We start from the raw sequence: 14278 nt of genomic DNA on the forward strand, positions 1-14278 counted from the left end.
CGGCCCACCCGTGAGGCTGCCCGACGGCACGGTCCTCGCCTGCGGGGGCGTCGTGGAGTCAGCGGTTGCGGATGGCGCTGGTGGTGAAGAATCCGGTTGCCGCGGCGGCGACGAGAGCGCAGACGGACAACAGCATGGTTCGGCGCATGGGACGTCCTCTCGGGATGATCGTGGGTGGGCAGGCAGGATGCACAACGCCGGTCATGCCTTCGAGGGCTCGCAGCCGTCCCCTACGCCACCCGCATGGACGATCGGGGCCGGGCGAGGGCGGCGCGACAGGGAAGAGCGACAGGGAAGCGCGCACCCCGCGCGCGTGGTAACGGCTGTTACCATGCCGGTATGGCGAGGACACAAGTAGGCGCGAGGATCGACGAGGACGTCCTGGAGCTCGCCAGGGCCAGGGCCAAGGACCGCGGGCAGAGCGTCGGTGAATACCTCTCCCAGCTCGTGCTGGAGGACGCCGACGGCCTGCGCGCCCGCGGCCTGGACGCGGCCCGCCGCTTCCTCGACGAGCACCAGGACGTGTTCGACGAGGCCGAGACCGAAGACCTCGGGCGCGCCGCCCGGGAGGCGCACGCAGCGTGATGGACCTGCACATCGACGTCCCCTGGATCCTGCAGGTCGCCGAGATCGCCGGAGCGGGTGATCCGGCCCCCGACGACTACGGGGTGCCGGTGGCCGCGGTCGCCTGTCACCAGGCGCGACTGCTGGAGCAGCCCGTGTACGACGGCGTCTACGCCCGCGCCGCCGCCCTGGTGCACGTACTGGGCCGGTGCCGGTGGCTGGAGCGCTCCAACATGGCCGTCGCGGCGGCCACGGGTGTGATGTATCTGGAGGCCTCGGGCATCCCGGTGAAGCCCACCCGGGACGACGCCGTCGCGCTGCGCGATCTGCTCCGCGACCCCGCCTGCACCGCCGCGAGGATCGCCGAGCTGCTGCGTTCCTGGCCCGCGGTCACCTGATCCCCGGTGGCCGGTCGGCCGGGGCCGCCGGTGGCCGGGCCGGCCGTCTCCCGGGCGGTTCGGCCTTCGGGCGGGCCCGCTTCCCGGCGGGCCGGCCCGTTCAGCGGACGCGTGCCACTCCCGCGTAGATGCCGCTGTCCTCCGGCCTCGGCCTGCGCGCCGACGTGAACCACTCCGTCGCCGTGACCAGGCCCGGCTCGACGAGATCGAGGCCGTCGAAGAAGCGCTGCACCTCCGGCCGGGTACGGAAGCCGAGTTGGATGCCGCCCTTGGCGTACTCGGCGGTGACCTGTGCGGAGAGTTCGGGGAACAGGTCGGACGAGGCGTGCGACAGCACCAGGTAGCTCCCCGAGGGCAGCGTGTCGACCAGGTTGCGGACGATGGCGTGGGCGTCCTGCTCGTCGGGGACGAAGTGCATCAGCGCGATCAGTGACAAGGCGATCGGGCGGCTGAAGTCGAGTATGTGCCGGGCGTGCTCGACGATCTCCTGGGGCCGCCGCACATCGGCCTGGATGTAGTCCGTGACTCCCTCGGGCCGGCTCACGAGCAGTGCCTCGGCGTGACGCAGCACGATCGGGTCGTTGTCGGTGTAGACCACCTTCGCCTCGGGCGAGATGTCCTGGACGATCTGGTGGAGATTGGGCTGCGTGGGAATCCCGGTCCCGATGTCCAGGAACTGGTCGATGCCCTGCTCGGCGAGCCAGGCGGACGCCCGGTGCATGAACTCGCGGTTCTGCCGCGCCGCGTCCCTCGCCTCGGGCGGCAGTTTCTCTCCCACCGCCTCGTCGACCGGGTAGTTGTCCTTGCCGCCCAGCAGCCAGTCGTAGACCCGCGCGGGATGCGCCCTGCTGGTGTCGAGCGTTGGAAACGACTGTCGGTCGATCGTCATGTTTGCTCCCATCGCACCACGGAAACGCGGCAGGCCAAGTGTTCGATCATCCTACTCGGAAGCGTCATGTGTGCGGTACGGCAGGGGAGTTGGGCCGATGGGTGGCTGGGTATGCGAACTGCCTTTGCAGCAGGGGAAGTTGTCGGCCCCGGTTCAGGGCGACCGCTGGCGCCCCGCCTGCCCGGCACGCGTGTCCTGGCCGGCGGCGAGGTTCGTACGGACGGACTCCGTCGCCACGCCCCGTCGGCTCCCCGCTGACGACGGCGTCGGAGCCGGGGCCGAGCGGGGCCAGCGCCCGGTTGCGGTCGTCGGTCAGCTCGGTGACCCCCCGTACGTCCCGTCCGGTGCGCTGGTTCTGCAGCCTGAGGGCCAGTCGAGCACCACGACATGCCCGTGCTCCAGTACGGCCGACCGCCCACGGCTCAGCTCCGTCAGCCGCTCCGCCAGGCCCGTGGTGATCACACCGACGAGGGTCGAGACGCACAGCAGCGCCACCAGACCGAGGACCACCGACAGCAGCGTCCGCAGCGGCGTCCCGGTCACCTCGCCGAGCCGCAGGGTCTGGGCGCTCGGCCGCCCCACCGCCGCCGACCGCCCCGGAAGCGAGCGCGGGGAGCCGGGATCCGTCCACACCAGCAGCGCGCTCACCGGAACGACGACAGCCACCGGCTCCGTCGGCTCCGCCCGAGCCTCTGGAGTTCGGGTCCGCGACCGGTCGGCGGCCACGAGGCCGGGTCGGGGAAAAAGAGTTGGGCGGGGTGCCAGTCGGGCTGGTAGCTTGCCGCTGGCCGTGACGTCGTGCGAGGAGGTGAGACCCATGAACGCTGTACGCGGATGGGTGCTCCCCCTGTTGGTCACGGTTCGGCCCTTGCCCTAGGTGCCACCGGGAGCGCCTCGACAACCAGGCACTCCCGAAAGGCAAGACCTATGCATTCTCTGCAGTTCACCGCCGAGTCCTCGGCCAACGGAATGATCGAACGCGACTTCGTCGTGGGCGGGGTCCCCGGCGTCCTGTGGTCTCCGGCCTCCGGCGCCGACCGGGCGCCCCTGGTGCTGATGGGGCACGGGGGCGGTACGCACAAGAAGGCACCGGCCATGGCGGGCCGGGCCCAGCGCCTCGTGTCCGGCTGCGGCTTCCATGTCGCCGTCATCGACGCGCCCGGTCATGGAGACCGCCCCCGCACGGCGCACGACGAGCGGGAGATCGCCGAGCTGTTCCGGGCAAGGGCGGCGGGCGAACCGGAAGGTCCGATCGTCGTCCGCTACAACGCGTACCTGGCGGAGCTCGCCGTGCCGGAGTGGCGGGCGACCCTGGACGCCCTCCAGGCGCTTCCGGAGATCGGCGCCGACGGGCCGGTCGGCTACTTCGGCATCAACATGGGGACCGCGATCGGGGTACCGCTCGTGGCCGTCGAACCCAGGATCACCGCCGCTGTCCTCGGCCAGCACTGGCCCGACGTCCTGGCCGAGAAGGCGAAGCGGATCACCGTACCGATCGAGTTCGACCTGCAGTGGGACGACGAGCACATCCCGCGCGAGGCCGGTCTCGCACTGTTCGACGCCTTCGCCTCGAAGGAGAAGACGTTGCACGCCAACGCCGGCAGGCACAAGGAACTGCCCAGGTTCGAGGCCGACAGCGCGGTCCGGTTCTTCGCCCGGCACCTCGGCCGGGCCGGAGTCACATCGGCGACGTGATGTGACGTGGGGTGATCCGACCTGACGTACATCGGCGCCCGGCCCCGGCCGGGCGCCGATGTCGCCCGGCGTCCCGACAGGGCGTCACACCGGCACGGACTTGCGCCTCTTGCCCGTCCGCGCGGCCGGTCCGACGTCCGTACGGGGGCGGCGGCCACGGCCTGGTGGATCGGCCGGTCCGTGTCGCGCGGGACCTCTCGTGTCGGGTTTTGAACCGTGCTTTACACATCAACTGCAACCGCGGGGGAACGCAAGTAGTCCAACAGAACAGTGAGGCAGGCACGATTTGTGAGCCGGGGTAGATGTGAAGCGACGTAGCGGTATATCGATGGCACTCGTCATGGTTGCGGTGCTGGCGGGCACCAGCGCCTGTGGCGGGGGGACACCGAAAGCGAGTTCCGACGACGGAAAGGGCGGGACGGCGAAGCCGACGGCCAGCACCAAGCCGTCTCCACCGAAGCCCTCGGGGCCGCCGATGCTGCTGGAGACGATCACACCGCAGACCGGCGCCACGGTCGGCGTCGCGATGCCGATCTCGGTGATATTCACCAATCCGGTCGGCGCGAAGGCCCGCGCCGATGTCGAGAAGCACATGAAGGTGACCAGCTCTCAGCCGATGACGGGGGCGTGGCACTGGTTCGGGGACCGGCGCGCCGACTGGCGGCCCAAGTCGTACTGGGCATCCGGTACGAAGGTGAAGATCACCGCCGATCTGAAGGGTGTGACCAACGGCAACGGCCGTTACGGCACGCGTTCCTACGTGCACGACTTCACGGTCGGCGACGACGTCCGTGCGGATGTGTCGGTCACCGGGCACACCATGAAGGTCACGCGGAACGGCGCGCCCGTGCGGACGCTGTCGATCAACGCGGGGAGCGCCCAGTACCCCACGTGGAACGGCGTCATGGCGGTGATCGACAAGCAGGAGAAGGTCCACATGACCTCGTGCAGCGTCGGCATCAGCTGCACCAAGGGCGCCCCCAACTACTACGACCTGACCCTTCCCTGGGATGTCCACCTCACCCAGTCCGGCACCTACGTCCACTACTCGACCGGTGACCCGAACCCCGGCAGTGGCAGTGCCCGGGGCTCGCACGGCTGTGTCCACCTGTCGATGTCCGACGCCAAGTGGTTCTACGGCCAGGTCAAGCAGGGCGACCCGGTCTCCGTGACGGGCTCCCCGCGGGCGAAGGCCTCGGCCGACAACGGCTACGCCGCCTTCAACCTGAGCTGGGACCAGTGGCTGTCGGGCAGCGCGAGCGGGGCTTCCACCGCCGGCTGACGCGCGCGTCCGCCGACGGGCCCCTCGTGGCTGCCCGTCGGCGGACCGGGCGGCCACGGCGGCCCGGGTCCGGTCAGAAGAGCATGGCCAGATCGGCCGGCCGCACCCGGACCGTGACCGGGAGGGTGGCTTCGACCTCTCCGTCCGCGCCGTACGGCACGGGCCGGTCGGCCTCGATACGGATCTCACGGCCCCGAAGGATCACGACCTCGGGCCGCGCGGTGTGGGCGCCGGTCTTCAACTCGTTCATCAGGGTGAAGAACAGCCGGCGCGGGGCCTCCCGGATCATCACGACGTCCAGCAGGCCGTCGTCCGTCCGGGCGGCCGGGGCGATGATCCGTCCGGAGCCGTAGTAGGCGGAGTTGGCGGCCACGACGGTGTAGCCGCGGTGGAGGTGTTCGTCTCCGTCGACGGTGACCCGGTACGACACCGGACGCCAGCCGCCGACCGCGCGCAGACCGCCCGCGTAGTACGAGGCGGAACCGCGCAGCACGCGTGAATGGTTGGCGTGCCGATTGGCGAGCGCGTCGACGCCCGCGTACACGCTGCCCAGGACCACGGTCCGGGGGTGCACGGCCGATTCCACCTCGATGGTGTCCACGCGGCGCGGCTCGTGACGCAGCAGGACGTGGGCCAGGTCCGCGGCGGCGGTGGGCAGTCGGAGGGCGCGGGCGAAATCGTTGCCCCGGCCCGCCGGCACCAGACCGAGGACGGTGTCCGTGCCGCTGAGGGCACCGCCTATGCCGCCGGCGATCCCGTCACCGCCGACCGCGAGCACGATCCGGCCCTGCTCCCCGGCGCGGAGGGCGAGTTCCTGCGCGTGGGCCAGGCTGCGGCTGTACTCGGTGTCGAGTCCGGCCCCGGCCTCCCGCAGCAGGCGGGCGACCGGGAGCAGGGCCGCCGCCCCGGTTGAGCCGCCCGCGGTGGGGTTGACGACGGCCGTGAACTGTCGCATCGGTGTGCCTCCGGGCAGTGACGGTGGGACGGAGCGGGGCGAGGACGGAGCCTGACGACGTACCGGCGGCCCCGAGGCCGCCGGGAGACGCACGGCGGGGGTCAGTCGAGGGGCAGCAGGATCCCGGGATTGAGAAGGGCGTCCGGGTCCAGCCTCCGCTTGACGGCCCGCAGGGCCTCGATGCCGAGCGGCCCGGCCTCCCGGAGATACCCGTCGCGGTGGTCCGTTCCGACTCCGTGGTGGTGGCTGATGGTGCCGCCCGCGTTCAGGACGGCCTCGTTGGCGGCCTGCTTGGCCGGTGCCCAGTGGGCCACGGCGTCCTCACCCTGGGCGGAGACCACGGTGAAATAGAGCGAGGCACCGTTCTCGTAGACGTGCGAGATGTGGCACATCACCAGGGGCGGGGTTCCCGCCGCGGTGAGCGTCTCGGTCAGCGCGGCGCGCACGGCGGTGTAGAGCTCGGGGAGCCGTGACCAGAAGGCCGCGGTCTCCAGGGTCTCCGCGAAGGCCCCGGCGTCGAGCAGGGAGTCGCGCAGGTAGGGCGCCGAGTAGCGGCCGTGCGCCCAGCGTTCACCGGGCTCGGCTCCCAGGTAGGTCCCCCCGGCGGAGCGCAGGACCTCGGCGGCCCGCTCGCGGCGGTACGCGGTGTCCTCCTCGGTCCCCTCGTAGCCGGCGATCGCCGTGCATCCGGCGCCCGTGGGTGCCTCGGCCGAACCGATGGCGTCGGGCTGGGCGAGGCCGATGAAGGTCTCGGTCTCGTCGGAGAGCCGCAGCACCGTGGGGCGCGGTCCGTCCTGGGCGAGCCGGCGGAGCGCGGTGGCGCCCTCCTCGAAGGAGGCGAACCGCCACCCCTCGTAGATCCGGGTCCGGGGCAGCGGCCTGATCCGCACGGTGACGGAGGTGATGACGCCGAACGCGCCCTCGGAACCGAGGATCAGCTGACGCAGATCGGGGCCGGCCGCCGAGCGGGGCGCGCGTCCCGCGTCGAGGGTGCCCTCCGGGGTCGCGACGGTGAGACCGAGGACCATCTCGTCGAAGCGGCCGTACCCGGCGGAGGCCTGTCCGCTGGAGCGGGCCGCGGCGAACCCGCCGATGGTGGCCCACTCGTAGGACTGCGGGAAGTGTCCCAGAGTGAACCCGTACTCCGCGAGGAGCGCCTCCGCGTCGGGGGCGCGCAGGCCCGGCTGGAACGTGGCGGTCCGGGAGACGGGGTCGATGTCGAGCATGCCGTTCATGCGGCGCAGGTCGAGGGCGACGAAGGCGCTCCGCTCGGGCGCGAGGCCGCCGACGACCGAGGTACCGCCGCCGAACGGGACGACGGCGAGGCCGTGTTCGGCGCACGCGTGCAGCACGGCGAGCACCTCGTCGTGGGTGGCGGGCAGGACGACGGCGGCGGGGGCGTCCTCGACGTCGCCCGTGCGGATCTTCAGCAGGTCGGGCGTGGACTTGCCTCGGGTGTGCCTGATCCGGGTCTCCGCGTCGGTGAGCACATGGGCCGCACCGCCGACGGCGTCCGCCAGCGCCCGCAGGACGGGAGCCCGCGGGGGCTCGGGGACGGAGATCTGCGCAAGTTCGCGCACTTCGGTGTCCCGCGGCTTGACGCCGAGCAGGTCCCGCAGCAGGCCGGTCACCGAGTCGGGCAGCGGCGCCGCCTTGGCGGGGTCGCCCCAGCCACTCCACAGCATGTCCATGAACGTTGTCCTCATCGGTGGGTTCGTGAAGCGTCGTCTCCCGCACGGCCGCACAGGGCGTTACACTGTTACACATGACGCCTATTCGTCACAACCACTCGGAACGCCCGGACAGCGATCCCGTCCTCGACGCCGTACGCGACTGCGTCCTCGCGGTCGGAGTCCGGCGCACCACCCTGACCGACGTGGCCCGGCGGGCCGGCGTCTCGCGGATGACGCTCTACCGGCGCTGGCCCGACGTACGGTCGCTGGTCGGCGATCTGATGACCCGTGAGTGGGTCGACGTGGCGACCCGTGCCATGCCGGAGCGGAAGCCGGACCAGGACACGCGCTCCCTGATCGTGGACGGACTGGTGGCCGGGGTCGAGGCGTTCAGGGCCCACCCGCTCTTCTGCAAGATCATCGACGTCGACCCCGAACTGCTGCTGCCCTACGTACTGGACCGCCGCGGTGCCAGCCAGGAAGCCCTTCTGGGTCTCCTCGCCGACGCGCTGACGGAGGGGCACGCCGACGGATCGGTGCGGCGCGCCCCCACCCGGCGGCAGGCCCGTGCCGTGCTGCTCGTGGTCCAGTCCTTCACCCTGTCGCTGCGGACCATGACCGACGAGGACGACCCCGAACTGACCAGCGGCGCCTTCCTCGACGAGCTGCGCACCCTTCTGGAGAGGACCCTCACGCCATGAGCCCCACCAGCAGTCCGTCCGCCCCCGCGGCCCCGGTCCCCGGATCGTCGCTCTCCGCCGCCCGCCGCCGCCGTGAACTGGCCGAGGCCGTGGGCGGCGACGTGGTGGACGTCCTGGTCGTCGGACTCGGCGCCACCGGCGCCGGGGTCGCCCTGGACGCCGCCGCCCGAGGTCTCAGCGTCGTCGCCGTGGACGCCCACGACCTCGCCTTCGGCACCTCGCGCTGGAGTTCCAAGCTCATCCACGGCGGACTGCGCTACCTCGCCTCCGGCCAGCTCGACGTGGCCCACGAGAGCGCGGTCGAACGAGGCGTGCTGATGGCGCGGACCGCCCCGCACCTGGTGCGCGCCCAGCCCTTCGTACTGCCGCTGACGCCGCTGGTGTCACGCGGTCAGGCCTCCCTGGCCTGGGCCGGTTTCCGGGCCGGGGACACCCTGCGGCTGGCCGCCCGCACCTCCCGCGCCACGCTGCCCGCGCCGCGCCGGCTCTCCGCCGTGGAGGCCCGCCACCTGGCACCGTCCGTCCGCCCCGGCGGCCTGCGCGGCGGTCTGCTGTCCTGGGACGGAAAGGTGACCGACGACGCCCGGCTCGTCACCGCGCTCGCCCGCACCGCGGCCCTCCGCGGCGCGAAGATCCTCACCCGGGTCAGGGCGCTGGAGATCGGCGGGACCGGGGCCCGCGTCCGCGACGAACTCACCGGCGAGCAGGGCGAGATCAGGGCCCGGGCGGTGATCAACGCGTCCGGCGTGTGGGCGGGCGACCTCGTCGACGGCATCCGTATCCGCCCCTCGCGCGGAACCCATCTGGTGCTGCGCGCCGACCTGTTCGGGCCGCTGCCCGCAGGTCTGCACATCCCGATCCCGGGCGAGACCAATCGCTTCGTCCTCGTCCTGCCGCAGGACGACGGCCGTGTGTACGTCGGTCTGACCGACGAACCCGTCGACGGGGACGTACCGGACGTGCCCGACGTGCCCGAGTCGGACATCGGCTTCCTGCTGGACGTCCTGGGCTCCGCTCTGGACACTCCGGTCAGACGCCAGGACGTCGTCGGCGCCTTCGCGGGGCTGCGCCCGCTGCTGGACACCGCGCCGGCGCGCTCGGGGGAATCCCCCCGCACCTCGGACATCTCACGGCGGCACGCCGTCCTCACCTCCGACGACGGGGTGATCACCGTGGTCGGAGGGAAACTCACCACCTACCGGCGCATGGCACAGGACGCGGTCGACGCGGCGGTCGAGGCCCGAGGGCTCGGCGCCGGCCCCTCGACCACCGCCTCCCTGCCGCTGGTCGGAGCCGCGTTCCCGCACCGTCTCAGCTCGCTGGCCGCCCCCGGGCCGCTGATCCGTCGATACGGCGCCGAGGCCCCCGCCGTCCACGCGCTCGGCGCCCGCGATCCCCGGCTGAACGAGCCCGTGGCGCCCGGACACCCCGTCACGCGGGCCGCACTGCTCTGGGCCGTGCTGCACGAGGGCGCCCTCGACGAGGCCGACCTGCTGGACCGGCGTACCCGCGTCGGTCTGGTGCCGCAGGACCGGGCCGCCGCTGTGGCGGCCGCCCGGGAGGCACTCGACGAGGCCGCGGCCCGCCCCGCCTGACACACCACCACGGACACCCGGCGGACCGCCTGCAACCACCCCACCCCACACCCCGCACGCACACCGACAGGCCACAGCGCCACCGACACGCACTCCGACACCGCACCCAAGACTCGCTCGGGTACCGGCGGGGCGGTGAGGCGGTGAGGCGGCGGGGCAGTGAGGCGGCGAGGTGGCGGGGCCGTAAGGGCGGTGGGGTGGGGTCCATGGCGCGCTCCGTCGCAGCGTCCATTGGCGGCACGCGCATCGCGTGTCGGCCCGGCCGCGGCTGCCGGGGGGCCCGCGTTCCTGAGACTGGCCCCATGAGCGAAGAAGCCGGACCACCGGCGTCGGCCGAACGCCGCGAACGTCAGCAGACCGTCGTCATGGCGACCCTCACCGTCCTGGCGGGCGCGGCCGACGCGGTGAGCTTCCTGACCATGGGGCACGTCTTCACCGCGCTGGCCACCGGCAACCTGCTCTTCCTGTCCTTCGCCGTCGCCGGCGAAGGACAGGTACCGGTGGCCCGCCCAGCCATCGCCCTGATCGCCTTCGTCCTGGGAGCCGCGGCCGGGGCCCTCACCACCCGCGGTCTCGTCGCACGGCACCGGCACTGGTTCGCTGCCGCCCTGACCGTCGAAGGGGTGCTCCTCGCGCTCGCCGGTGCGACGGCCTTGTGGCGGAACGGTTCCGGGTCGCTCGCCGACCACCCGGACAACCTGGTCATCGCCATCGTCGGCTTCGCCATGGGCCTGCGCGCGGACACCGCCCTGCGGGCCGCCGTTCCCGGCATGCCGACCCTGCTCGTCCAGGTCTCGCTGGTCCGTCTCATCCACGGCCTCACCGGCGCCACTCCCGTGACCTCACGGAAGAGCACGATCCGGGTCCGGCTCGTCGCGACCGTGCTCGGCATCTTCGCGGGCGGCGCCCTCGGCACCCTCATGACGCCGTGGGGCACCGGCCACGCGCTGCTCGCCATCGCGGCCGCGGTGCTGATCATCGCCGCCCTCAACGTGCTCCTGGCGCGGTACGGCCTGCTCACGCCGGAACTCATCGGCTGAGACTCGGCGCGGACCGCGATGTCAGATCTCCGATGACCAATCCCTCGCGTCGCCCCGCGACGGACGGCTCCGCGGGGCCCCTCGGCAGGGCCGAGGCCCTGCTCCGTACGCTCCGTCCGGGGAGACGGCGCTGGCCCTCCACCACCAGGGGCTGGGGTACGCCGCGCTCAAGCCTTTGCCACGGTGGGGATTTCCTCGTGCGCCAGTCGCCCCAGCAATGCGCCGTAGAAGACGACGACGCCCACCCCGACCAGCCAGGACTGGACGACCAGGACGGTACCGAACGGGCCGTAGGTGACAGCGCTGGAGGCGATCAGCGGTGAGAAGACGAGACGGGAGAAGACCCGGAGCCCGAGCAGGCCCAGCGAGGTCAGGACCGCGCCGGGCAGCAGGGCCCTCGGTGCGACCCGTCCGCCGAGCAGCATCCACTGCGACCACCAGAAGAACAGGACGGCGCTCAGCGCAGCGGTCAGCGTGCCGGCGGCCGAGTGACGCCACAGCGTGGTGGTCGCGGTCACGTACAGGGAGCCGATCAGGACGGCGAGCCACAGCACCTGGCGCCATCGCGCGTACCAGCGGGCCGGAGGCAGGTCCCAGACCTTCTCGTAGCCCGTCTGTACCGCCGCCCCGAAGCTCAGGCCGAAGACGGCGAGGGCGGCGAGTCCGAACGCGGTCGTCGTCTGAAGTACCTGCGCGGGCCCCGCGAACAGCCGCGCGACCTGCTCTCTGGCGGCCCTCGACACACCGAGCCCGTCCCCCAGCCACTGCGCGAACCCCCGCCCGTGCGCCGGGTCGGCGGCGGAGACCACGATCAGGAGCGGCACCAGGGTCAGGAAGCCGAGCGCCGCGAAGCCCAGGGACCGCTGGGCCAGTTCGATGTCCCTGCCGAGGCGCAATCCCCGGCCGACCGGGGAATCGCGCAGCACCCGGCCCAGCCGTACCCGCGCGGCCGGTCGGTCGGGTTGGTCGTCCGCTGGTGGAGCCTTCTTCGGCATGCAGGTCGATTACCACAGATGGAGTCGGCGCCAACAGCTCTGAGGGAAGCCCGCGTTGGTCCCGCCCGGTGCCGGATCTCGACGAGGGCGGTCGCCGACGAGCCGTCCATGCCCCCGCGTCACGGGTGAGCCCGGCCGGACGTCGTGCGGCCCGGCCGGGCCCAGGGGTACCGAGGTGAGGTCAGCCCAGTGCGAACTTCTGGGCGGCGGAGCCGTTGCAGTCCCAGATCCGCAGGCGGGTTCCGTTGGCGGTGGCGCCGTCGGGGGAATCCAGGCAGCGGCCCGACTGCGGGTTGAGCAGGGAGCCGTCGGCCTGTTGCTGCCAGAGCTGTCCACCGGCCGAGCCGCAGTCCCAGAGTTCCACCAGGGTGCCGTTCGCGGTGGCGTTGCCGACGATGTCCAGGCAGCGGCCCAGGGTGTGCAGCTTTCCGTCCGAGCTGTGGAACCAGTGCTGGTCGACCGCGTACGACTGGCAGCCCCACAACTGTACGGCGGTGCCGTTGGACCCGTTGTCGTCACCGGCCACGTCGGCGCAGGTGCCGCCCGGTCCTGGGACGGGCGCTCCCGCGTTGACGGCGAACTTCTGGGCGGCGGAGCCGTTGCAGTCCCAGATCCGCAGGCGGGTTCCGTTGGCGGTGGCGCCGTTCGGGGAGTCCAGGCAGCGGCCCGACTGCGGGTTGAACAGCGAGCCGTCGGCGCGCTGCACCCACTTCTGGCCTCCCACCCCGTTGCAGTCCCAGAGCTCGACCTGGGTGCCGTTGGCGGTGCCGTTGCCGACGATGTCCAGGCAGCGGCCGATGGTGGCGAGGGACCCGTTGGCGTTGTGCGTCCAGTACTGGTCCTCGGCGTAGGACTGGCAGTTCCACAGTTGTACGGCGGTGCCGTTCACCCCGGTGTCGTCAGCCGCCACGTCGACGCACTGGTTTCCGGGGCCGGTGATGGTGGCCTGCGGGCCGTTCGGGATGTTGGTCTGGCCCGCGTAGCCGACCGAGACGATGTTCGCCTGCACGGAGTTCTCGGCCGCGTCGGTCGGATAGCCCGACACCATGACGCCCTCGAAGAAGGTCCCCATGTTCCAGTTGCTGTTGTCGCCGCCCGTGCCCAGGATGATGCCGCCCTCCTGCTGCATCGGCCGGTAGCCGCCCCGTGTGGGCAGCGCTCCGTCCCACCAGGTCGTCAGGCCGCCCGTTTGCGCGTTGCCTCCCTTGAGCGCGTACGTGGTCTGCCCGTTGTTCTTCAGGACGGCCGTGACGTACGTGCTGCTGTTGCCCTTGTTCGCGGTGTTGGAGCCGTTGTCGCCCTGGAACATGCCGTTCTCCAGGTCGGCCTCGATCCAGGGTCCTGAGCCGCTGCAGGGCGCGAAGTAGCAGGTGGTGGCGATCGACACGGCGTCCATGTGGCCGTTGCCGGTGTCGGCCGGGGTGGACTCCGCGTTGCCGTAGTCGAAGCAGCAGGCGGAGCCGACATGGGTGCCGCTGGCGACCATGTAGGCGCCCTCCGCCTGGCCGTTGACGGCGGCCCCGGAGGCGGCGCCGTGCGAGCGGTAGCCGACGCCGGGGGAGATCCAGATCCCGTACACCTTGTGGCCGCCCGCCGTGACCGACAGCTCACTCGCGTCCGCGCCCCGGTCCGCACCCATTCCGGCCGTGCCCGCGGGGCCGGGGAACAGGTCGTTGTGGCGGGACGTCTGGTCGTACACCTTCGAGATGCTGCAGGTGGTGTTCGCGCAGAAGCTGTCCTGCTGGGCGGCGTTCGCGTAGCCGCCGGCCGACAGCAGCCCGATGTCGGAGGCCGCGCCGTCGGAGGCGCGGGTGACTTGGTAGAGAGGGCCGTTGTACGCGGAGAACAGAGCGCGTGTCGTGCTGTGGGCGGCGACGCACGGGGTGCCCGCGCCGGCGTAGATGTCGCAGGGCTGTGATCCCGCGGCCTGGGCGACACCGGGCACGGCGACCAGGACGGTCAGCAGGAGGCCGAGGATGGCGGCGACGGACAGCAGGGCGCGACGAAGTCGGGCCGGTCGGGGCAGTGGCCCGGCCGCCGGATAGGGGAAGAGACGCGAGGACACAGATCTTCTTCTGTGCATGTGTGCTCCCAAGGTGGAGGGTGGAGCTACAACTCGCCCACGGGACAGCCGAGTTCAGGCTGCCTGACGACTGAGTCGGAAGTTACGCGCGCTGGTCGATTGCGTCAATATTTGTTGCTTTCCTTTCTGGTCGACCCTTCCCTGTGTCCGAACGTGTGGCTTTGCGGAGATCAGGGCGGGTGCGGCGGCCCGCCGTGCCGCGTTCCTGTCGCCGCACCGGCCGGCCGGTGCCGACCCCCGACGCATGCGGTGCCGACCCGTGACGCATGCGGTGACGCCGCCCTGTTCCGTCCGCGGCGCCCCGGGCGCCTCCCCGGCGGCTTCGACCGGCTTCGGCCGGATCGTCCCGTAAGTCGCCGGGTCCCCAGGGGGTGGCCCGAACCGCGGCGCGCGACCCGGAAATTGAAA

12 protein-coding genes and 1 pseudogene are annotated in these 14278 nt (G+C 72.0%); 7 read left to right on the forward strand and 6 right to left on the reverse strand.

Translation table 11 applies throughout. The features are described 5' to 3' along the window. Window positions 1–339 precede the first annotated feature (339 nt). Together OHT01_RS37775 and OHT01_RS37780 are read left to right on the forward strand one after the other, a co-directional pair. The gene (locus OHT01_RS37775; RefSeq protein WP_328557620.1) at window positions 340–585 is read left to right on the forward strand and encodes a hypothetical protein; all 246 of its coding nucleotides are present in this window, start codon (window positions 340–342) and stop codon (window positions 583–585) included. Then, window positions 585–962: a fic family toxin-antitoxin system, toxin component gene (locus OHT01_RS37780; RefSeq protein WP_328558403.1), complete on the forward strand. Its 378-nt coding sequence runs from the start codon at window positions 585–587 to the stop codon at window positions 960–962. Before OHT01_RS37775 ends, OHT01_RS37780 begins: the two co-directional genes overlap by 1 nt. 100 nt (window positions 963–1062) lie before the next feature. Here OHT01_RS37780 and OHT01_RS37785 read toward each other — a convergent pair whose 3' ends face one another. Then, window positions 1063–1851, reverse strand: a complete 789-nt coding sequence (locus tag OHT01_RS37785) for an SAM-dependent methyltransferase (RefSeq protein WP_328557621.1) — start codon at window positions 1849–1851, stop codon at window positions 1063–1065. 369 nt (window positions 1852–2220) lie between these two features. Then, window positions 2221–2517, reverse strand: a pseudogene (locus tag OHT01_RS37790) (NAD-binding lipoprotein); the annotation flags it as partial. Between the two features lie 261 nt (window positions 2518–2778). Here OHT01_RS37790 and OHT01_RS37795 point away from each other — a divergent pair. After that, complete coding sequence (locus OHT01_RS37795; protein WP_328557622.1) at window positions 2779–3546, forward strand: alpha/beta hydrolase; 768 nt, start codon at window positions 2779–2781, stop codon at window positions 3544–3546. Window positions 3547–3874: 328 nt separating this feature from the next. Next, complete coding sequence (locus OHT01_RS37800; RefSeq protein WP_328557623.1) at window positions 3875–4828, forward strand: L,D-transpeptidase; 954 nt, start codon at window positions 3875–3877, stop codon at window positions 4826–4828. Between the two features lie 73 nt (window positions 4829–4901). Here the strand turns inward: OHT01_RS37800 and OHT01_RS37805 are convergent, their stop codons facing one another. Further along, window positions 4902–5783, reverse strand: a complete 882-nt coding sequence (locus OHT01_RS37805; RefSeq protein WP_328557624.1) for a diacylglycerol kinase family protein — start codon at window positions 5781–5783, stop codon at window positions 4902–4904. A gap of 101 nt (window positions 5784–5884) precedes the next feature. Further along, on the reverse strand, window positions 5885–7474 hold the full coding sequence (locus OHT01_RS37810; RefSeq protein ID WP_328558404.1) for an FAD-binding oxidoreductase: 1590 nt from the start codon (window positions 7472–7474) through the stop codon (window positions 5885–5887). A 74-nt stretch (window positions 7475–7548) separates the two neighbouring features. Here OHT01_RS37810 and OHT01_RS37815 point away from each other — a divergent pair, with 74 nt between their 5' ends. The 3 genes from OHT01_RS37815 (at window position 7549) to OHT01_RS37825 (ending at window position 10792) form a co-directional block, all read left to right on the forward strand. Further along, window positions 7549–8157, forward strand: a complete 609-nt coding sequence (locus tag OHT01_RS37815; protein ID WP_328557625.1) for a TetR/AcrR family transcriptional regulator — start codon at window positions 7549–7551, stop codon at window positions 8155–8157. Beyond that, entirely contained in the window at window positions 8154–9752 is a 1599-nt protein-coding gene (locus OHT01_RS37820; protein WP_328557626.1) for a glycerol-3-phosphate dehydrogenase/oxidase, read from the forward strand. Before OHT01_RS37815 ends, OHT01_RS37820 begins: the two co-directional genes overlap by 4 nt. 302 nt (window positions 9753–10054) lie before the next feature. Beyond that, window positions 10055–10792: a YoaK family protein gene (locus tag OHT01_RS37825; protein ID WP_328557627.1), complete on the forward strand. Its 738-nt coding sequence runs from the start codon at window positions 10055–10057 to the stop codon at window positions 10790–10792. A gap of 167 nt (window positions 10793–10959) precedes the next feature. Here OHT01_RS37825 and OHT01_RS37830 read toward each other — a convergent pair whose 3' ends face one another. Together OHT01_RS37830 and OHT01_RS37835 are read right to left on the reverse strand one after the other, a co-directional pair. Then, window positions 10960–11787, reverse strand: coding sequence for a YhjD/YihY/BrkB family envelope integrity protein (locus OHT01_RS37830; RefSeq protein ID WP_328557628.1), 828 nt, complete (start codon window positions 11785–11787; stop codon window positions 10960–10962). A 181-nt stretch (window positions 11788–11968) separates the two neighbouring features. Next, complete coding sequence (locus tag OHT01_RS37835) at window positions 11969–13852, reverse strand: arabinofuranosidase catalytic domain-containing protein (RefSeq protein WP_328557629.1); 1884 nt, start codon at window positions 13850–13852, stop codon at window positions 11969–11971. Window positions 13853–14278: the final 426 nt, after the last annotated feature.

Origin of the sequence: Streptomyces sp. NBC_00358 (assembly GCF_036099295.1) — a bacterium.
Classification (GTDB): domain Bacteria; phylum Actinomycetota; class Actinomycetes; order Streptomycetales; family Streptomycetaceae; genus Streptomyces.

Coding starts and splice junctions, on each gene's coding strand:
- OHT01_RS37780 (WP_328558403.1), top strand. CDS start 585: ATGGACCTGCACATCGACGTCCCCTGGATCCTGCAGGTCGCCGAGATC.
- OHT01_RS37775 (WP_328557620.1), top strand. CDS start 340: ATGGCGAGGACACAAGTAGGCGCGAGGATCGACGAGGACGTCCTGGAG.
- OHT01_RS37825 (WP_328557627.1), top strand. CDS start 10,055: ATGAGCGAAGAAGCCGGACCACCGGCGTCGGCCGAACGCCGCGAACGT.
- OHT01_RS37830 (WP_328557628.1), bottom strand. CDS start 11,787: ATGCCGAAGAAGGCTCCACCAGCGGACGACCAACCCGACCGACCGGCC.
- OHT01_RS37820 (WP_328557626.1), top strand. CDS start 8,154: ATGAGCCCCACCAGCAGTCCGTCCGCCCCCGCGGCCCCGGTCCCCGGA.
- OHT01_RS37800 (WP_328557623.1), top strand. CDS start 3,875: ATGGCACTCGTCATGGTTGCGGTGCTGGCGGGCACCAGCGCCTGTGGC.
- OHT01_RS37795 (WP_328557622.1), top strand. CDS start 2,779: ATGCATTCTCTGCAGTTCACCGCCGAGTCCTCGGCCAACGGAATGATC.
- OHT01_RS37805 (WP_328557624.1), bottom strand. CDS start 5,783: ATGCGACAGTTCACGGCCGTCGTCAACCCCACCGCGGGCGGCTCAACC.
- OHT01_RS37785 (WP_328557621.1), bottom strand. CDS start 1,851: ATGACGATCGACCGACAGTCGTTTCCAACGCTCGACACCAGCAGGGCG.
- OHT01_RS37810 (WP_328558404.1), bottom strand. CDS start 7,474: ATGGACATGCTGTGGAGTGGCTGGGGCGACCCCGCCAAGGCGGCGCCG.
- OHT01_RS37815 (WP_328557625.1), top strand. CDS start 7,549: ATGACGCCTATTCGTCACAACCACTCGGAACGCCCGGACAGCGATCCC.